The organism is Roseomonas sp. KE0001 (assembly GCF_016107285.1).
In the GTDB taxonomy this organism is placed as follows: Bacteria; Pseudomonadota; Alphaproteobacteria; order Acetobacterales; family Acetobacteraceae; genus Pseudoroseomonas.
Map to the genome: position 1 here is coordinate 24,839 of NZ_RCVQ01000009.1, position 17,761 is coordinate 42,599.

Consider the following 17,761-nt stretch of genomic DNA (forward strand, 5'->3'; position numbering starts at 1 on the left):
AGGTATTGAATTCATTTATTTGCAGGATAGTATTCTTAATACTTCCTGTATTGCGGCACGCGAAACGACAAATCACCCCGTGTTTCGCTCCATGTCGGACGTCGGCATTGCCGATCCCTTCACGCTCTTGCTACCGCCATCGGGCCGCGTCGAAAGCGCGGTGGGGGACAGAGTGATCGGGGGTCATTTCAGGATGCGTGCTGGAAGCGCGGCGGCAGTCGCCGCCATCCTGCTGGGAGTAATGACGGTGGGTTCGGTGGGGGCCGAAGCCACGTCCAGTCGAAATGCACGGGACGGCGTCAAGCAGCCGCGCCCGGCGCTGCAACAGGCTTCGCTGCGCAGCGCGAAGCCGCAGGCCAGCAAGATGCAGGTGTCGCGGCAGGGCGCCTTTCTTCTGCCGAGCGGCTATCCGCCGAATGCGACCGGCGTCTCCTGCGTGCCCTATGCGCGGGCGGTCAGCGGGGTCGAGATCGTCGGCAATGCTCACACCTGGTGGGCCGGCGCGGCCGGCGTCTATTCGCGTGGCCATCGGCCGGAGCGGGGCGCGGTGCTGAGCTTCAAGGCCACCGGCGGCATGCGTCTCGGCCACGTCGCGGCGGTGTCGCAGGTGGTCAGCGCGCGCGAGATCCTGATCGATCACGCCAACTGGGAAGGGCCGGGCATCCGTAAGGGAACGATCATGCGCGGCGTCTCCGTGATCGACGTCTCGGACCGCAACGACTGGACCGCGGTCCGCGTGCAGGTCGGCCGTGGAGGCGAGGCCTATGGTCGCGTCTATCCGACCAATGGCTTCATCTACAACCGACCCTCCGAGGTCATCATGACCAATGCCAGCGGCCGCGAGGAACTGGCGGAGGCGCCCGCCAGCGCGCATGCCGGCCACCTCGAAGGTGCTGTGCAGGACCTCAACCTGGACGCCGCGGCGCGCTGAGGCGGGGTCCTCGCCCCCGGTGCACATCCTCCGGGCCACGTTGCCCTGAGGGCGTCGCCGCCGCTATCTTCCGCCCCCTGACGTGAGGTGGTGGATGCGCGAATACAGGCCGCATGCGGCCCATTGGGGCAGTTTCGACGCGATCATCGAGGATGGGCGCCTCGTCGGGGTAAGGCCTTTCGCGCATGATCCGCAGCCGGGAGCGCTGATCCAGGCGGTCCCGGACGTGGTGCAGTCCGCCGCGCGCATCGATCGTCCGCATGTCCGTGCCGGATGGCTGCGCGGCGAGCGCCGGGGCTCCGAGCGGGGCGACCGCGACTTCGTGCCCGTGCCCTGGGACCAGGCGATCCGCCTGGTCGCCGAGGAAACCCGTCGGATCCGCCAGGCGCATGGCGACGCATCGATCTTCGGCGGGTCCTACGGATGGTCCTCCGCCGGCCGGTTCCATCATGCCCGGAGCCAGTTGCATCGCTTCCTGGGGCTGGGCGGTGGCTTCACCAACCAGGTAACCAACTATTCCTACGGCGCCGGCATGACGCTGATGCCGCATATCCTGGGCACCAACGAGGTCGTGCACGGGCCGGTGACCGACTGGTCGAGCTTGGAGAAGCACACCCGGGTGATGTTCTGCCTGGGCGGCCTGCCGCTCAAGAACACGCTGGTCACCTCCGGCGGCGCCGGGGCGCATGAATACATTCCCTGGCTCCGGCGGCTGGTGGCGGCCGGGGTGCGGTTCATCAACGTCTCTCCGCTGCGGAGCGACGCGCCGGACTTCCTCAACGCCGAATGGGTGCCGATCCGGCCCAACACGGACACCGCCCTGCTCCTCGCCATGGCCCATGCGCTGTTGCGGGAGGGCCGCGAGGACCGCGGCTTCCTGTCCAGCCATTGCGTCGGCTGGGACAGGTTGCGGCCCTATATCCTCGGCGAGAGCGATGGGGTCGCCAAGACGCCGGAATGGGCCGCGCCGATCACCGGAATCCCCGCCGGGCGCATCCGCTCCCTGGCGCTTGATCTGGCCTCGGCGCCCAGCATGCTCGGCGCCACCTGGTCGCTGCAGCGCGCGGAGCATGGCGAGCAGCCCTGGTGGGCGCTGGTGGCGCTGGCGGCCATGCTGGGCGGCATCGGCAAGCCGGGGCAGGGCGTGAGCTTCGGTTACGGCTCGATGAACGGCATGGGCACGCCGCGCCGCCACCTGCCTTCCGTCTCGATGCCCGCCGTGCGCAATCCGGGCGGCATCGCCATTCCCGTCGCGCGGGTGACCGAGTTGCTGGAACGGCCGGGCAGCATCCTGCAGTACAACGGGCGGGATATCCCGCTGCCGGACATCCGCATGATCTGGTGGGCAGGCGGCAACCCTTTCCATCACCATCAGGATCTGAACCGCCTGTTGCGCGCCTGGAACCGCGCCGAGACCATCGTCGTTCAGGAGCCATGGTGGACCGCCGCCGCGCGCCACGCCGATATCGTCCTGCCGGCGACGACGACGCTGGAACGCAACGACATCGCCTCCTCCTCCTCGGACCGTTTCGTGCGCGCCATGCACCAGGCCATCGCGCCCCTTGGCCAGGCCCGGAGCGACCACGACATGCTGGCCGACATGGCCGAGCATCTCGGCTTCCGCGAACGCTTCACCGAGCAGCGCGACGAGGCGGCCTGGCTGCGCCACATCTATGAGCGCTGGCGCCAGGCCTGCGGGCGGCTGGGCGAGACGGTGCCGGACTTCGACCGCTTCTGGCAGGAGGGTCATGTCGAGATCCCGTCGCCGGAGGAGGATTTCGTCCTCTTCGCGGATTTCGCCGCCGATCCCGTGGCGCATCCCCTGAACACGCCGTCGGGAAAGATCGAACTCTACTCCGAGACCATCGCCGGCTTCGGCTATGGCGAGATCGGCGGCCATCCACGTTGGCAGGAGCCGAGCGAGTATCTCGGGGCGCCGCTCGCCGGGCGGTATCCGCTGCACCTTCTCTCCTACCAGCCGGCGACGCGGCTGCACGGCCAGCTCGACAACGGCCCGGTGGCGGCGGCCAGCAAGATCCAGGGGCGCGAGCCCCTGCTGATGCACCCCGAGGATGCCGCCGCGCGCGATCTGGCGGATGGCGACATCGTCCGCGTCCACAACGACCGTGGCGCCAGCCTCGCCGGGCTTCGCCTGGATGCCGGCATCCGGCCCGGCGTGGTGGCGATGGCAACGGGGGCCTGGTGGGACCCGCAGGGCGGGTTGGACGTGCACGGAAACCCGAATGTGCTGACCCGGGATGTGGGCACCTCGCGCCTCGGCCAGGGCTGTTCGGCGCAGAGTTGCCTGGTCGAGGTGGAGGCCTTCGAGGGCCCCGCCCCCGGAGTGACGGTTCACGCCCCGCCGCGCCCGCGCGTCGAGGCGGTCCGCGGAGGAGCTGCCTGACTGCGCCGGCAAGCCGGGAGATCGGCTTCGTCGGTGGGCCAATCGGCGCGTGGAGGGCGGTTCGGGGCCATCTCCGGCTGGCGCGAGAGCGAGGCCATCGCGACGTCACGCCGCATCCGTCCGGCGGCGGCGCCGGTGGATCAGAAGGGCCAGGGTGCCCGCCGCCAGAAGGCCGGCGGAAAGGGGCGCGGCCTCCCGCCAGGCCGGTGAGGCGGCGCTCCACCAGCTGGCGGCTTGGCCCGGCAGCAGGATCAGCGGCGCCCAGATCAGGGCCGAGGGAATGTTGGCGCTCTGGAACCGCCAGGGTGACATGGCGGAAAGGCCGGCCACGACGGGAATGAAGGCCCGCAGCGGGGCGAAGAAGCGGCTGATGAAGACCGCCCACCACCCCCAGCGCCGGAAGCCCAGGACCGATCGGGCATAGGTCCGGCGCCACCGGCCTGGCAGGTGGCGCCGGACCAGCCCTGGCCCCAGCCAGCGTGCCAGCAGGTAGCCGGACGTATCGCCGAGCGCCGCGCCCAGCATGGCCGCGACGAGAACCGGAAGTGCCGGCAGGACGTCGGCGGCGACGAGGGCCCCGACGCCCAGCAGAAGGGCCGAGCCGGGAATGAAGAAGCCGAGCAGCGGCAGGGATTCCAGGAAGGCGAGCAGGAACACCACCACCGCCGCCCAGTCCTGGCGGGACTCGATCCAGGCCAGCGCGGGAAGGAGGTGCTCCTGCATTCGTGCCGGCTACCGCGCCGCGGCCGTCCGGGGTCGTTGCTGCATCGACCGGATTGCGGAGAACAGCGACCAGGCCAGCAGGGCGAAGGTCAGGGCCAGGAAGCTGGCGCTGATCGGCCGCTCGAGGAAGACCATGGCATCGCCACGGGAGAGCAGCATTGCGCGGCGGAGATGCTCCTCCATCAGCGGGCCGAGGATGAAGCCGAGCACCAGCGGCGCGGGCTCGAACTTCAGCAGCACCATGACATAGCCGACGATGCCGAAGATCATCACCAGCAGCACGTCGAAGGCGCTGTTGTTGACGCTGAAGACGCCGATGCAGATGAACAGCAGGATGGCGGGATAGAGGATGCCGTAGGGAATGCGCAGCATGCGCACCCAGAGCCCGATCATCGGGATGTTCAGAATGACCAGCATGACATTGCCGATCCAGAAGCTGGCGATCAGGCCCCAGAACAGCTCCGGGTGCTCGGTGACGAGGCGGGGGCCGGGCTGGATGCCCTGGATGATCATCGCTCCCAGCATCAGCGCCATCACCGCGTCACCCGGGATGCCGAGCGTCAGGGTCGGGATGAAGGCGGTCTGGGCCGAGGCGTTGCTGGCGGATTCCGGCGCGCTGACGCCCTCCACCGCACCCTGCCCGAAGCGCTCCGGCTTGCGGGCGAGGCGCTTCTCCACCGCATAGGCGATGAAGGAGGCGATGGTGGTGCCGGCGCCGGGCAGGGTCCCGAAGAAGGAGCCGACACCGCTGCCCCGCAGCATGGCGCGCCAGGATTGCCGCACATCCGACTTCGTCGGCACCATGGAGCGGAGGGTGATGCTCTCCTGCTTCTGCCTGCTCACCTCCCGCATGCGCATGATGCTGGTGATGACCTCGGAGACACCGAAGAGGCCCATGGCCAGGGCGACCAGGCTGATGCCGTCGGCGAGCTGGGGAATGTCGAAGGTGAAGCGCTGCTGCCCGGTCTGCACGTCCGTGCCGACCATGCCGAGGGCCAGCCCCGCCAGCACCATGGCGATGCCCTTGGCCGGCGATCCCTGGGCCAGCGCGGCGGCAGCCACCAGGCCGAGCAGCATCATCGAGAAGTAGTCGGCCGGGCCGAAGGCGAGGGCGACGCCCGCCAGGGTCGGCGAGAAGGCGGTCAGGACCACGATGCCGATGGTGCTACCGACGAAGGAGGCGATCGTGGTCATGAAGAGCGCGACGCCGGCGCGGCCCTGCTTGGCCATCGGGTAGCCGTCCAGGCAGACCACCGCCGCGGCGGGCGTGCCGGGAAGGTTCATCAGGATCGCGGCGGTGGAGCCGCCATACTGCGCGCCATAGTAGATGCCGGCCAGCATGATGAGGGCGGCCGTGGGCGGCACGTAGAAGGTGAGCGGCAGGAGCATGGAGATCGTGGCCAGCGGCCCGATGCCCGGCAACACGCCGATGAAGGTGCCGAGAAAGACACCCAGGAAGCAGTAGAGCAGGTTCTGGAGCGCGAAGGCCTCGCTGAAGCCCAGCGCCAGATTGGCGAACATATCCATCAGTAGGACCACCGGATGGCGGGAATGGGGATACCCAGACCCTGGGTGAAGACCCCGACGGCAACGGCCGAGAGGGCGGCGGCGAGGATGACGGTGCGCAGGACGCGGGACTGATTGTCCGCCACCGCCGCGACCAGCGTCAGGGCCACGGTGGCGGGGATCAGGCCGAACCGCTCGACGATGAGCGCGAAGAGCAGGATCGAGGCGCTGATCGTCAGGAACGGCCGCCATTCAGGCCGGGGCAGCTGGCCGGCGCGGAAAAGCCCGGGCAACAGCACCAGGACCCCGAAGAGCAGCACCAGCCCCCCGATGACCATGGGGAAATAGCCAGGCCCCATGCGGCGCAGGCTGCCGATGTTGTAGCCGGTCGAATAGAGCATGAACCAGGTGCCGCCGGCGATCAGCAACAGCCCGCCGATGATATCGGTGTAATCGCGTGCGCTTCTCAAACGAACCCTCCCAGGGTGTTCTCGTGACATTCAGCCCTTGAGTCCGAGCCGCTTCATCCGCTCCCAGAGTGTGGTGCGGGAGATGCCGAGTAACTGCGCGGCGTCGCCGACGCGATTGCCACTACGGGTCAGCATCCGTCGGATATGCTCACGCTCGGCGGCGTCCCGGGCTTCGGACAGGGACAGGGGTGGGGCTTCGCGCGGCTGGCGCTCGGGGAAGAGATCCCCCGGCTGCAGGCGCGGCCCCTCGGACAGGACCATGGCGCGCTCGATGCGGTTGCGCAGCTCGCGCACATTGCCCGGCCATTCGTGCGCCATCAGGGCGTCGAAGATCTCGGCGCCCATCTGCGGCTCCTCGCGGCCCAGCGCCGAGGAGAAGTGCTGCAGGAAATGCGCCGCGAGTTCGCCGAGATCCTCCGGCCGCTGCCGCAGGGGCGGCACGGTGAGTTCCACCACGGCGAGCCGATAGTAGAGATCCTCCCGGAAGCGGCCCTCGGCCACGCGGGCGCGCAGATCCGCGTTGCTGGCGGCGACGATCCGCGCCCCGAGCCGGTGCTCCTCCCGGCCACCCAGGCGGGTGAAGCGGCGCTCCTGCAAGAGGCGCAGCAGCTTGGCCTGCGAGGCCGGCCCCAGCTCCGCCACCTCGTCCAGGAACAGGGTGCCGTCGCCGGCCCGTTCCGCCATGCCAAGCTGGCGATCCAGGGCGCCGGTGAAGGCGCCTCGCTCATGGCCGAAGACCTGGCTCTCCAAGAGGTCCGCCGGCAGCGCCGCGCAGTTCACCGCCATGAAGGGCGCCGCGGCACGCGGGCCGGCCTCATGCAGGTGCCGCGCGGCGACCTCCTTGCCCGCGCCGCTCTCGCCGCCCAGCAGCACGGTCGTATCGACGCGGGCGAGCTTCAGCAGATGGCGGCGGAGCGTCTGCATGGCCGGCGAGCGCCAGCCCGCGCCGTCGCTGCGCGGCGCCTGCGGCGGCACCCAGCTGGCATAGCTGGCGAGCTTGTCGATCAGCAGCTGCGCCGGGAAGGGCTTCTCCACGTAGTCGTCCGCCCCGGCGCGCAACAGCCGCACCGCCTGGGCCACGTCTCCGAAGGCGGTGACGACGATGATCGGCGTGCCGCCCAGCTCCGGCATCAGCCGGGTCAGCAGTTCCTCGCCATTGCCGTCGGGAAGGCGGATGTCGCAGACGATCAGGCTGGGGCGGTGGCGGCGGAGGATGGCCTCGCCCTCCCGCGCGCTGCGCGCCCAGCGTGTCTCCACGCCCTCCAGCGTCAGGCGTTGCTGGAGCGATTCACCGAGGACGGCGTCGTCCTCGATCAGCACGACGGAACGGGGGGTGGCGGTCATGGCTCGTTCTCCTCCCGCGGCGGGATCCGGACGGTGATGCGGCTGCCGCGTTGCAGCGGCACGATGTCGATGCGCGCCCCGAGGGCGGCGGCCAGCTCCGCCGCGATGTCCAGGCCGAGGCCGCCGCCATCCTGGCGGGCCTCGCCTGCGCGTCCGGACAGCCGGCGTCCGGCCTCCTCGGGCAGGCCCCCGGCTTCATCCTCGATCGAGAGAACCAGCGCCGCCGCCTCCTGCCGCACCTCCAGGAGCACCCGCCGGCCCGGCGGTGTCGCAGCCACCGCGTTCAACAACAGGTTCAGCAGAAGCTGGCGGAGGCGGAGGGCATCCGTCGGAAAGGCTGCGGGCAGATCGATCCGCCAGCCGAGCTGCACGCCACCACGGCGGGCCTCCGGCATGATCAGGAGCTTGAGATCCTCGAGATCCTCCGCCGAGAGCGGCCGGCCGGCCTCTCCCTGGCGGTGCGTCGCCAGGGTGGTGCGCACCACCGCCTCGATCTGCCGCAGGCCGCGCTCGACCAGATCGACGGCCCGTTCGCGCGGGGCCGGCGCCTCGCCGAACCGGCGTATGGTGTCGAGCGCTGTCAGCATGCCGGCCAGGGGATTGCGGACCTCATGGGCCACGCTGGCGGCCAGACGGCCCAGCACGGCGGCGCGTTCCCGCTCGGCCAGGCGGGTGGCCAGCTCCTCGCGCTCGCGCAGGCGCCGGACCATGAGGTTGAAGGCCGAGGCCAGCCGGCTGGCCTCGCTGTCCCGCGTGTTGACCGGAAGGGAATCGAAGTGTCCGGCGGCCGCGCGGTCGAGCGCCGCCGTCACGGCCAGGAAGGGCCGCATCAGGTGACGTGAGAAGAAGATGGCCAGCAGAGCGGCGACGGCGGCCAGCAGGAGATCGACCAGCATCAGGGCGAGGGTCAGCCCCCGGCGCCGCTCGGCCTGCTCCGGAAAGGCGATCTGCGCGGCAACCAGGGCCACCACCTGCCCATCCTCCAGCAACTCCCTCTGGGCCCAGGCCATGTCGCCGCGCTCGTTGAGGGACCAGTGAACGCCGATCACGCCGTAGGCCATGGGCGGCTGGCCGATCGGCTGGCCGGCGCGGGCCAGCGTCAGGCCGTTCGGGTCGGCGACGACGATGGCAAGGTCGCTGACGCCACGCTGGAAGCCCATGCCGCGCTCCAGCGTGGCCTCCAGCGCGGCGAAGTCACCGGCCCGGAGCGGCGGCAGGGCGACGCCGGACAGGCTGTCGATATAGACATCCGCCAGCCGCTCCACCTCGCGGTCCAGCTCGCCTTCCATGACATGGATGGCCAGGTGGGTCGTACTGACCGAGGAGATGAAGACGACCAGCCCCACCAGCACGGGCAGGCGGACAGCGATGGTCCAGCGCCGGCGCGGTGAGGGAAGGGCGCGGGCGTCGTCCCGGGAAGGGGCGGGTCCGGTGGCGGGGGGCTGCGGAGGACGCATGGCCATCATCACCCAGGCCGGCGCGAGCCATCCCGCTCTCGGGGAAGAGCGGCCGGGCAGGCGATGGCGGGGACAAGGCGACAGGCGCATGCCCGGCCTTCTGCAAGCGGCTTGCCAGTTGGGTTCGTCATCCTAGTCAATTGAAATTGCGAAAACTCTTTTCAAGCACATCATCGGGGCGTTCGGATCGGCGATCATGGGCCCTGTCCGCCGTTCGGAATTCCGAACCGGCGCCCCGATGGACGCCCCGGATTGGCGCCCGCCCTCGCAAGGCGCATCATGGCGGCCCGCAGAAGCGAAGAGGTGGTTGTGACAGCAGCGGAAGAACTGGGAGCTTTGCTGGACTCCACCGCACCGGAAGTGTCCGGAGAGCAGGCCGAAGCCCTGGTGGCGCGCTTCTATGGCCTCGAAGCCGAGGCTCGGCCCCTCAGTGGCGAAAGGGACCGCAATTTCCATCTTCGGGACGGGGCGGGGGCCGAGTACGTGTTGCGCGTCATCCACCCCGCCGAGGATCCCGGCGTCTCCGATTTCCAGAGCCGTGCCTTGCTGCATCTCGCGCAAGCGGCGCCGGACCTGCCGGTGCCCCGCCTGCACAGGCCGCTCTCGGGGGCTGCCGCCGAGGCGCTGTGGGAGGAGGAAGGAGCGCCGCCGCGCCGATTGCGGTTGCTGGATTACCTGCTCGGCCGCCCCCTGCACCTGGCGCCACCGGGCGCCGCGCAGCGACAGGCCATCGGCGAATGCCTGGCCCGGCTGGACCTGGGCCTCGGCGGCTTTCGTCATCCGTCGGAAAGCCATCCGCTGATGTGGGACATCCAGCGGGCCGCGCGCCTGCGTCCGCTGATCCGGCACCTGCCGCAGATCGGCGATCGCGGCCTGGCCGCGGCCATGCTCGACCGCTTCGAGCAGCGCGCGCTGCCGCGGCTGCCACGGCTGCGGGCACAGGTCATCCACAACGACTTCAACCCGCACAACATCCTGACCGAGGAGCGGGCGGACGACCGCATCGCGGGGATCATCGACTTCGGCGACATGGTCCGGGCGCCGCTGGTGCAGGACCTGGCCACGGCGGCCGCCTATCAGATCACGTCGGAAGGCCATCCCCTGGAGGCGCCGGCCCAGCTCGCCGCCGCCTATCATGCCCTCCTGCCGCTGGTGCCGGAGGAGATCGACGTGCTGCCCGACCTGATCGCCGCGCGGCTGGTGGTTTCGGTGGCGATCAGCGGCTGGCGCGCCACGCGGCAGCCCGCCAATGCCGACTACATCCTGCGCAACTACGCGCGAAGCCTCTCCGGCCTGCGTCGCCTGGGCGCCCTGCCGCCGGACGAGGCACGGCTCTATCTCCGCGAAAGGCTGGACACCCCATGAGCATGATTAATGCCTATGACGCGCGCGCCTCGAACAGCATCCCCGCGCGGGAGAAGGAGATGATCGCGCGGCGGGAGCGCCTGCTCGGCCCGGCCTACAGACTGTTCTACGCCAATCCGGTGCATCTGGTCCGCGGCGAGGGGGTCTGGCTCTATGATCCCGACGGCAATGCCTATCTCGACGTCTACAACAACGTGGCCAGCGTCGGGCATTGCCATCCGCATGTCGTGGCGGCGCTGACCCGGCAGGCGGCGACGCTGAACACGCACACCCGGTACCTGAACGACGGCATCCTGGAATACGCCGACAGGCTGCTCGGCCACTTCCCGCCGGAACTGTCGCAGGTCATGTTCACCTGCACCGGCAGCGAGGCGAACGACCTCGCCTATCGCGTGGCGCGCAGCTTCACCGGCGGCACCGGCTTCATCGTCACCGAGCTGGCCTATCATGGTGTGACGGTGGCGATCTCCGAGATGTCGCCCTCGCTCGGCAAGAGCATCACCCTCGGCGCCAATGTCCGGACCGTTCCGGCGCCGGATCTCTACCGTTCCTCCGGGCAGGATGTGGGCGAGGCGCTCGCCGCCCATGTCCGGGCCGCCATCGCGGACATGGGCGCCCATGGCATTACCCCGGCGGCGCTGCTGGTGGATACGATCTTCTCCAGCGACGGCGTTTTCGCCGAGCCCGCCGGTTTCCTGGCGCCGGCCGTCGCCGCGATCCGTGAGGCCGGGGGGCTGTTCATCGCCGACGAGGTCCAGCCCGGCTTCGGCCGCACCGGCACCGGCATGTGGGGCTTCCAGCGCCACGGCCTGGTTCCCGATCTCGTCACCATGGGCAAGCCCATGGGCAATGGCCACCCGATCGCCGCCATGGTGGCAAGGCCCGAGGTGCTGCGCCGCTTCGGTGAGCAGACACGCTATTTCAACACCTTCGGCGGTAATCCCGTCTCCTGCGCGGTCGGCCAGGCCGTGCTGGAGGTCATCGAGGCGGAGGGGCTGGTCGAGAATGCCGGCCGCACCGGCGCCTTCCTCCAGGATGGCCTGCGGCAACTGGCCCGGCGCCACGCGCTGATCGGCGATGTCCGCGGGGCGGGCCTCTTCGTCGGCGTCGAATTGGTCAGCGACCGCGATCGCAAGACCCCCGCCACGGCCGAGACGGCGCGGCTGGTGAACGCCCTGCGGGAGCGGCGCGTGCTGATCAGCGCCGCCGGCCCGGCCGCGAACGTGCTCAAGATCCGCCCCCCCTTGGTCTTCCGGCAGGACCATGCGGAGCGCTTCCTGGAGGCGGTGGATGCGGCGCTGGGGGAGGTGACAGCGGGCTGAGGCCGGGAAAGGGGCGACGAGCGATCCTTGCCCGGTTTATGGTTTGTTCACATGTGATCGAAGGCCGGGCAGTTCATGCTTGCCTTCATGTTCTCTCTATGTTCGCATCAGCCCATGCCGATGCCGTTCCTCTCTCCCGCCGCTCCGCTCACCAGGAACCGCCGGTGGTCCCCCACCGGCGTCTCCCCGTCCTGGCATGTCCGGCGGCGAAGAGCCGGGCCGCCCGGCATGGCGCGGACAGGGTGGCGAACTCTGTCCGCGTCCTTCCCGGCGCCACGCTGGCGCGGCTTGGCGCTGGCGCGGGAGATCATGCTGGGCACCGTTCTCGGAATGACGGCAGGCTGGTTCGCCGCCGGCCTGGCCATCTGGCTGCTGTAGGGCGCCGTGGCTCAGACGGAAAGGTAGCGGGCGCGCAGGCCGGTATCGGCCATGATCTCGCGCATCGGGCCTTCGTGGCGGATATGTCCCGTCTCCAGGATATAGGCCCTGTCGGCGACGGCCCCGGCAAAGGCCAGGTTCTGCTCCGAGAGCAGGATCGAAAGCCCCTCAGCCTTCAGGGCCTGCAGCGTGGCGGCGATGCGCTCCACCACCACGGGAGCCAGCCCTTCCGAGGGCTCGTCCAGCAGGAGCAGGCTCGGATTGCCCATCAGGGTGCGGGCGATGGTGAGCATCTGTTGTTCCCCGCCGCTCATCCGGCCGCCAGGGCGGTGGCGCAGGGCCGCCAGGCTCGGGAAAAGCTCGAAAAGCCGCTCCACGGTCCAGGGCCGCAGGCCCGGCGCAGCGGGCCTGCGCCCGACCTCCAGATTCTCCAGCACCGTCAGTTCCGCGAAGATGCGGCGCTCCTCGGGCACGTAGCCCAGGCCGGACCGGGCGATGGCATGGGGGGGCTTCCCGGCCAGTTCCTGCCCCCGGAAGCGGACCCGGCCGGTGCTGGGGCGGAGCAGGCCCATGACGGCCTTCAGGCTGGTGCTCTTGCCGGCGCCGTTGCGGCCGAGCAGGCAGACCACCTCGCCCTCGCCGACGTGGAAGGACAGCCCGTGCAGGATATGGGCCCGCCCGTAATGGGCGTGGAGTTGCGCGACCTCCAGCATCAGCCGAGGCCTTGCCCCAGATAGACGTCCCGCACCAGCGGGTCCCGGCGCACGGCCTCGGGCGGCCCCTCGGCGATCAGCCGGCCACGATCCAGGACCAGCAGGCGATCGGCATGGGCGAAGACCACATCCATGTCGTGCTCTGTGAACAGGACGGCGATCCCGGATCGGCGCGCGACCCCGACCATCTGCGCCATCATCTCCAGCCGGTCGGCGGGCGCCATGCCGGCGGTGGGTTCATCCATCAGCAGAAGGCTCGGCGCATGCGCCAGCGCCATGGCCAGCTCGAGCCGCTTGAGGTCGCCATAGGCGAGGATGCCGCTGATCCGCCCGGCCTGCCCGGCCATGCCGACACGCTCCAGCAGCGCCAGAGCCTCCTGCCCGAACAGATCGGAGGCCGGCCGCCAGAACCGGAACAGCCGCCGGTGGTGCGAGAGCAGCACCAGCCGCACATTGTCCAGCACGCTCATGGAGGCGAAGGTCGCGGTGACCTGGAAGGTGCGGCCGACGCCGAGGCGCCAGATCCGCCGCGGCGGCAGCCCCGTGACATCCTGGCCCCGCAGCAGCACCCGCCCGCCATCCGGGCGGATCTGGCCGTTCAGCATGTTGAAGCAGGTGGACTTGCCCGCGCCATTGGGCCCGATCAGCGCCAGGATCTCGCCCGGCGCGAGGGCGAAGGACACACCGTCCACGGCCTGGATACCGCCCCAGCGCTTGGTCAGCCCGGCCGCCTCCAGCACCGGCCTCATGCCCTTGGCTCCGGCCGCGCGATCGCGCCCGCCAGGCCGCGCGGAAAGAACAGCACCAGGGCCAGGATGACGAGCCCCAGCAGCAGGCGCCACAGATCGGTGACGCGGGCCAGCTGGTCCTGCAGGCCGATATAGGCGACGGCCCCCAGGATCGGCCCGCTGAGGGTCTGCACACCGCCGAGCAGCACCATGACGAGGGCGTCGACACTGCGCGGGATGCCCAGGAACGAGGGGAAGACGCTCCCCTTGCCATAGGCGAAGACCGCTCCGGCCAGCCCGGCCATGGCCGCCGCGAGGGCGAAACCCAGCCAGCGGAGGCGGAAGCCGTCGAGGCCGACGGCCTCCGCGCGCAGGGGCGAGTCCCGTTGCGCGCGCAGGGCCAGGCCGAAGGGCGCGCGGATCGCGCGGCGCAGGAGCCAGGTCCCGAGGCTGCAGAGAAGCAGGGCGAGATACCAGAAGCTCAGCCGGTCCCTGGCCCAGTCACTGGGCCAAACGCCCAGGATGCCGTTGTCGCCCCCCGTCACCTCGACCCATTGGAATGCGATGCTCCAGGCGATCTGCGCCAGGGCCAGGGTGAGCATGGCGGCATAGACCCCGCTGAACCGCACGCAGAGCCAGCCGAAGAGCAGCCCGACCAGCCCGGCGGCGAAGGGCGCCAGGGCGAGGCCAACCTCCATCGGCGCGCCCATGTGCCGCGTCAGCAGGGCCGCCGCGTAGGCGCCAGCGCCGAAATAGGCCGCATGTCCGAAGCTCGCCATGCCCCCCGGGCCCATGATGAAGTGCAGGCTGGCGGCGAAGAGGATGAAGACGGCGAAGTCGGTGAGCAGGATGCGGGCGTAGTCGCCGAGAAAGGGAGGCAGCAGCAGCAGGACCACGGCGGCGGGGAGTGTCACCAGGACCCGCTGCCGCCTGCCAGAGGGCGGGGGAAGCGGCGCGGCCATTGGCGCGGCGGGCTGGAGGCCGGAGGGCCGCCTGCCCAGCAGGCCATAGGGGCGCAGGACCAGCACGGCCGCCATCACCAGGAAGACCAGCACAAGGGTGATGCGCGGAAAGGCCAGGATGCCGAAGGCGTGCAATTCGCCGATCAGCAGCGCGGCCAGGAAGGCGCCGGGCAGGCTGCCCAGCCCACCGACGACGACGACCACGAAAGCCTCGACGATGATGGCCATGTCCATGTGCAGGGTCACGGCCTCGCGCGGCAGTTGCAGCGCGCCGGCCAGCCCGGCCAGGGCCGCGCCCAGGAAGAACACACCTGTGAAGAGCCGGCGCTGATCGACACCCAGCGCCGCCACCATCTCGCGATCCTGCGTCGCCGCGCGCAGCAGGATGCCGAAGCGCGTCCGGTGCAGGAGCAGCCAGAGCAGGCCGAGCACCACCGGCCCGACGACGATCATGAAGAGCTCATAGCGAGGAAAGCGCAGACCGAGGATCTCCACCGCGCCCCGCAGCAGCGGCGCGCGCGGGCCGAACTTGTCCTCCGCGCCCCAGAGCAGCAGCGCAAGGTCCTGCACCACCAGGACAAGGGCGAAGGTCGCCAGCAACTGGAACAGCTCCGGCGCCTGATAGACGCGGCGCAGGACCAGCACCTCCGCCGCGGCGCCGATCACCCCGACCGCCAGGGCGGCCAGCAGCACCGCGCCCCAGAAGCCCCAGAAGCCGCCCCATTCGGCCAGTGGACCCTGGCTGGTCAGCGTCCAGGCCAGGTAGGCGCCCAGCATGTAGAAGCTGCCATGGGCGAAGTTCACGATCCGGCTGACGCCGAAGATGATCGTGAGCCCGGCCGAGACCAGGAAGAGCGATGAGGCGCTGGCCAGGCCGTTCAGCGCCTGGAGGGCCAGGGCTTCCACCGCGCCGCTACCCCTGTGGGCGCCAGGCCTTCACCTGCTCGTCATCCGGCAGGTAGCGGGCGCCGTCGGCATAGTGCCAGTTCACCATCTTGCCGCGCCGCCCCTCCAGCTTGGTGCGGCCGACGAAGGCGCCCAGCGTGGCCTGATGGTCCAGCGCGCGGAACTCCACCTCGCCCGTGCCATAGCCGGTCTGGTAGCGGATGCCCCGGAACGCCTCGACCATGGCCTCCGTCTCGGTGCCGCCGGCCTTCCGCAGCATGGCGGCGATGGCCTGGACCGTATCGTAGCCGACGATCGACCCGCAGCGGGGAAGATCGCCGAACCGGGCGCGATAGGCCTCGCGCAGGGCGACATGGACCGGATTGTCGAGGTCGTCCCGCGGATAGCCGGTGACGATCCAGCCGTCCGGGCATTCCTCGCCCAGCGGCTCGAGATACTCGGGCTCGCCGCTGAGCATGGAGGCCACGCTCCGCCCTTCGAAAAGGCCGCGGGTGTTGCCCTGGCGAACGAAGTTCAGCAGGTCAGTGGAGAAGGTGACGTTGAAGATGCCCTCCGGCCGCATCCGCTCCAGGGCCTGCACGGTCGAGCCGGCCTCGATGCGGCCGAGCGCCGGGAACTGCTCGCCCACGAACTCCACATCCGGCCGCTTCCGGGACAGCAACTCGCGGAACCAGCGGACCGCGGATTGCCCGTACTCGTAGTTGGGCGCGATGGTCGCCCAGCGCCTGATCGGGAGCTTGGCCGCTTCCTCCACCAGCATGGCGGCCTGCATATAGGTGCTGGGCCGCAGCCGGAATGTGTAGCGGTTGCCCTTCGACCAGACGAGGGCATCGGTCAGGGGCTCGCTCGCGGCATAGAGCGACTTGTTCTGCAGGGCGAAATCCGCGAGGGCCAGCCCGACATTGGAAAGATAGCCGCCCGCCAGCAGCGCCACCCGCTCGGAACTCACCAACTCGCCGGCCATGCGCACGGCGTCCTCCGGCTTGCCGGCATCGTCGCGGAACACGGTCTCCAGCGGGCGGCCATGGATGCCGCCATTGGCATTGACCTGTTCCTGCGCCAGCAGCCAGCCATTGCGATAGGGGCCGAGGAAGGCCGGCTGGGCGGTATAGGAATTGATCTCGCCGATACGGATGGCGGCGGTCTGCGCGCGAAGGATGCCGGGAGAGGCCAGGCCTCCCAGCGCCATGGCCGCCAGGAGCGGCCGGCGGGGGACGGCGACCCCTGACCGGGGCGTGCGGGCGGTGAAACGGTGCATGATCTCCATTCCTCTGGACAGTCGCCGGTATCTGGCGCTTCTGCTCTCGATGTCCGCGATGGATGCCCGCACGCGGGCATCGCGATCTCTCTCTTAGGCTACCGGAGGATCTTTCATCCCGAGACGTCCCGGAACCGCGGCGAGGCTGGGCTCGCCCGCATTGGCGAAGGCGACCCGCAGGTATCGTGACTGGCCAGGTCCGAAGAAAGGGCCGGGGAGCGTCAGCAGGCCTCGTTCGGCAGCCAGCATCTCGGCCACGGCCATGGCGTCCGGGCCGTGTTTTGGCAGGCGGAGATAGGCGAAGTAGGCGCCCTGCGCATCGATGCGCCAGTCCGGGAGGCCCGCCATGGCCTGGCGGAAGGCTTCCGCACGGTGGGCCATCAGGCGCCGGTTGCCCGCGCGCCAATCGGTCAGCGCCGGCACGGCCCAGCTGAGCGCGGACTGCGCGGCACGCGGCGCGCAGATCTGGAAGGTGTCGAGCAGCTTCAGGAGCTGCTCCCGGAAGGCGCCACCGCCGACAATCGCCCCCACCCGATGTCCCGGAATGCAATAGGATTTGGCGAAGGAATAGAGATGCACCATCCCATCCTGCCAGTCGGGGTCATGGAACAGCGCATGCGGCGCGGCGCCGGAGGGCAGAAAGTCCCGATAGGTCTCGTCGATCACCAGCCAGATGCCCCGCCTCCGACACATTTCCGCGATGCGCGCGATGATCTCCGGCGGATACACGGCGCCCGTGGGATTGTTCGGCGAGACCAGCACCACGGCACGCGTCCGCGGCGTCAGCGCGGCCTCCAGCCGTTCGGGATCGGGCACGAAGCCATCCTCGGCCCGTGTCTCGAAAGGCTGCGCGGCGATGCCGAGGAGTTCCAGGGCCATCCGGTGATTGAAGTACCAGGGTGTCGGGAGCATCACCGCCTCGCCGGTGCCGGCCAGGACGGTCATGACCATGGTGAAGGCGAGGTTGCAGCCCGCGGTGATGGCGACGGAGCCGGCCCCGAGGGGGGCGCCGTAGAAGCGGGACAGATCCTCCGCCAGAGCCTCCCGCAAGGCCGGCTCCCCGTCGATCGGGCCGTAGCCTGCGAAGGTGGCGTCGCCAGCGGCGTGGGCCAGCCGCTCCAACAGGGCATCGGGAGGCGGATAGCCCGGCACCGCCTGAGTCAGGTCGATGGCGGGGCCGGCGCCGCCGGAATAGCGCGCGGCCCAGGAGCGGGCTGCGGGAATAGGCGGCGCTGCGGTGGCGCCGACGCGCGGCGACAGGCTTGGGCTTGGCATGGTCCGTCTAGAGTGTCAC

General features: G+C 70.1%; 15 protein-coding genes. 5 read left to right on the plus strand and 10 right to left on the minus strand.

The features are described 5' to 3' along the window. Window positions 1-91: 91 nt before the first annotated feature. Window positions 92-931, plus strand: coding sequence for a CHAP domain-containing protein (locus D9598_RS16995; RefSeq protein ID WP_232477374.1), 840 nt, complete (start codon window positions 92-94; stop codon window positions 929-931). A 94-nt stretch (window positions 932-1,025) separates the two neighbouring features. Continuing rightward, a complete protein-coding gene (locus D9598_RS17000) occupies window positions 1,026-3,335 on the plus strand; it encodes a molybdopterin-dependent oxidoreductase (RefSeq protein ID WP_198367741.1) in 2,310 nt (769 codons plus the stop codon). A 105-nt stretch (window positions 3,336-3,440) separates the two neighbouring features. Here the strand turns inward: D9598_RS17000 and D9598_RS17005 are convergent, their stop codons facing one another. The 5 genes from D9598_RS17005 to D9598_RS17025 are packed head-to-tail and all read right to left on the minus strand — an operon-like array spanning window position 3,441 to window position 8,835. Beyond that, complete coding sequence (locus tag D9598_RS17005) at window positions 3,441-4,058, minus strand: DedA family protein (RefSeq protein ID WP_198367742.1); 618 nt, start codon at window positions 4,056-4,058, stop codon at window positions 3,441-3,443. A gap of 9 nt (window positions 4,059-4,067) precedes the next feature. Then, entirely contained in the window at window positions 4,068-5,585 is a 1,518-nt protein-coding gene (locus tag D9598_RS17010; protein WP_198367743.1) for a tripartite tricarboxylate transporter permease, read from the minus strand. Continuing rightward, window positions 5,585-6,034 carry a tripartite tricarboxylate transporter TctB family protein gene (locus tag D9598_RS17015; protein WP_232477375.1) on the minus strand — a complete coding sequence of 150 codons (450 nt, stop codon included), beginning with the start codon at window positions 6,032-6,034 and terminating at the stop codon, window positions 5,585-5,587. The genes D9598_RS17010 and D9598_RS17015 overlap by 1 nt, the downstream gene beginning before the upstream one ends. 30 nt (window positions 6,035-6,064) lie before the next feature. Then, a complete protein-coding gene (locus tag D9598_RS17020; RefSeq protein WP_198367745.1) occupies window positions 6,065-7,378 on the minus strand; it encodes a sigma-54 dependent transcriptional regulator in 1,314 nt (437 codons plus the stop codon). Next, window positions 7,375-8,835, minus strand: coding sequence for a HAMP domain-containing sensor histidine kinase (locus D9598_RS17025; RefSeq protein ID WP_198367746.1), 1,461 nt, complete (start codon window positions 8,833-8,835; stop codon window positions 7,375-7,377). The genes D9598_RS17020 and D9598_RS17025 overlap by 4 nt, the downstream gene beginning before the upstream one ends. 336 nt (window positions 8,836-9,171) lie before the next feature. Here D9598_RS17025 and D9598_RS17030 point away from each other — a divergent pair, with 336 nt between their 5' ends. The 3 genes from D9598_RS17030 (at window position 9,172) to D9598_RS17040 (ending at window position 11,900) form a co-directional block, all read left to right on the plus strand. Next, on the plus strand, window positions 9,172-10,200 hold the full coding sequence (locus tag D9598_RS17030; protein ID WP_198367747.1) for a phosphotransferase: 1,029 nt from the start codon (window positions 9,172-9,174) through the stop codon (window positions 10,198-10,200). Beyond that, the gene (locus tag D9598_RS17035) at window positions 10,197-11,522 is read left to right on the plus strand and encodes an aspartate aminotransferase family protein (RefSeq protein WP_198367748.1); all 1,326 of its coding nucleotides are present in this window, start codon (window positions 10,197-10,199) and stop codon (window positions 11,520-11,522) included. Before D9598_RS17030 ends, D9598_RS17035 begins: the two co-directional genes overlap by 4 nt. Window positions 11,523-11,750: 228 nt before the next feature. Continuing rightward, window positions 11,751-11,900, plus strand: coding sequence for a hypothetical protein (locus D9598_RS17040; RefSeq protein ID WP_198367749.1), 150 nt, complete (start codon window positions 11,751-11,753; stop codon window positions 11,898-11,900). A gap of 11 nt (window positions 11,901-11,911) precedes the next feature. Here the strand turns inward: D9598_RS17040 and D9598_RS17045 are convergent, their stop codons facing one another. From D9598_RS17045 to D9598_RS17065, 5 genes are all read right to left on the minus strand, one after another. Further along, window positions 11,912-12,613, minus strand: a complete 702-nt coding sequence (locus D9598_RS17045) for an ABC transporter ATP-binding protein (protein WP_198367750.1) — start codon at window positions 12,611-12,613, stop codon at window positions 11,912-11,914. Then, window positions 12,613-13,362, minus strand: coding sequence for an ABC transporter ATP-binding protein (locus D9598_RS17050; RefSeq protein WP_198367751.1), 750 nt, complete (start codon window positions 13,360-13,362; stop codon window positions 12,613-12,615). Before D9598_RS17050 ends, D9598_RS17045 begins: the two co-directional genes overlap by 1 nt. Then, window positions 13,359-15,209 carry an ABC transporter permease gene (locus tag D9598_RS17055; protein ID WP_198367752.1) on the minus strand — a complete coding sequence of 617 codons (1,851 nt, stop codon included), beginning with the start codon at window positions 15,207-15,209 and terminating at the stop codon, window positions 13,359-13,361. The genes D9598_RS17050 and D9598_RS17055 overlap by 4 nt, the downstream gene beginning before the upstream one ends. A gap of 7 nt (window positions 15,210-15,216) precedes the next feature. After that, a complete protein-coding gene (locus D9598_RS17060; RefSeq protein WP_198367753.1) occupies window positions 15,217-16,467 on the minus strand; it encodes an ABC transporter substrate-binding protein in 1,251 nt (416 codons plus the stop codon). 93 nt (window positions 16,468-16,560) lie between these two features. Next, window positions 16,561-17,742, minus strand: a complete 1,182-nt coding sequence (locus tag D9598_RS17065; RefSeq protein WP_198367754.1) for an aminotransferase — start codon at window positions 17,740-17,742, stop codon at window positions 16,561-16,563. Between the last annotated feature and the right edge of the window lie 19 nt (window positions 17,743-17,761).

What these genes read in the sequence shown, in the direction of transcription:
- D9598_RS16995 (WP_232477374.1), top strand. Translation starts at nt 92, where the DNA reads ATGTCGGACGTCGGCATTGCCGATCCCTTCACGCTCTTGCTACCGCCA.
- D9598_RS17000 (WP_198367741.1), top strand. Translation starts at nt 1,026, where the DNA reads ATGCGCGAATACAGGCCGCATGCGGCCCATTGGGGCAGTTTCGACGCG.
- D9598_RS17005 (WP_198367742.1), bottom strand. Translation starts at nt 4,058, where the DNA reads ATGCAGGAGCACCTCCTTCCCGCGCTGGCCTGGATCGAGTCCCGCCAG.
- D9598_RS17010 (WP_198367743.1), bottom strand. Translation starts at nt 5,585, where the DNA reads ATGGATATGTTCGCCAATCTGGCGCTGGGCTTCAGCGAGGCCTTCGCG.
- D9598_RS17020 (WP_198367745.1), bottom strand. Translation starts at nt 7,378, where the DNA reads ATGACCGCCACCCCCCGTTCCGTCGTGCTGATCGAGGACGACGCCGTC.
- D9598_RS17025 (WP_198367746.1), bottom strand. Translation starts at nt 8,835, where the DNA reads ATGCGTCCTCCGCAGCCCCCCGCCACCGGACCCGCCCCTTCCCGGGAC.
- D9598_RS17035 (WP_198367748.1), top strand. Translation starts at nt 10,197, where the DNA reads ATGAGCATGATTAATGCCTATGACGCGCGCGCCTCGAACAGCATCCCC.
- D9598_RS17040 (WP_198367749.1), top strand. Translation starts at nt 11,751, where the DNA reads ATGGCGCGGACAGGGTGGCGAACTCTGTCCGCGTCCTTCCCGGCGCCA.
- D9598_RS17045 (WP_198367750.1), bottom strand. Translation starts at nt 12,613, where the DNA reads ATGCTGGAGGTCGCGCAACTCCACGCCCATTACGGGCGGGCCCATATC.
- D9598_RS17050 (WP_198367751.1), bottom strand. Translation starts at nt 13,362, where the DNA reads ATGAGGCCGGTGCTGGAGGCGGCCGGGCTGACCAAGCGCTGGGGCGGT.
- D9598_RS17060 (WP_198367753.1), bottom strand. Translation starts at nt 16,467, where the DNA reads ATGCACCGTTTCACCGCCCGCACGCCCCGGTCAGGGGTCGCCGTCCCC.
- D9598_RS17065 (WP_198367754.1), bottom strand. Translation starts at nt 17,742, where the DNA reads ATGCCAAGCCCAAGCCTGTCGCCGCGCGTCGGCGCCACCGCAGCGCCG.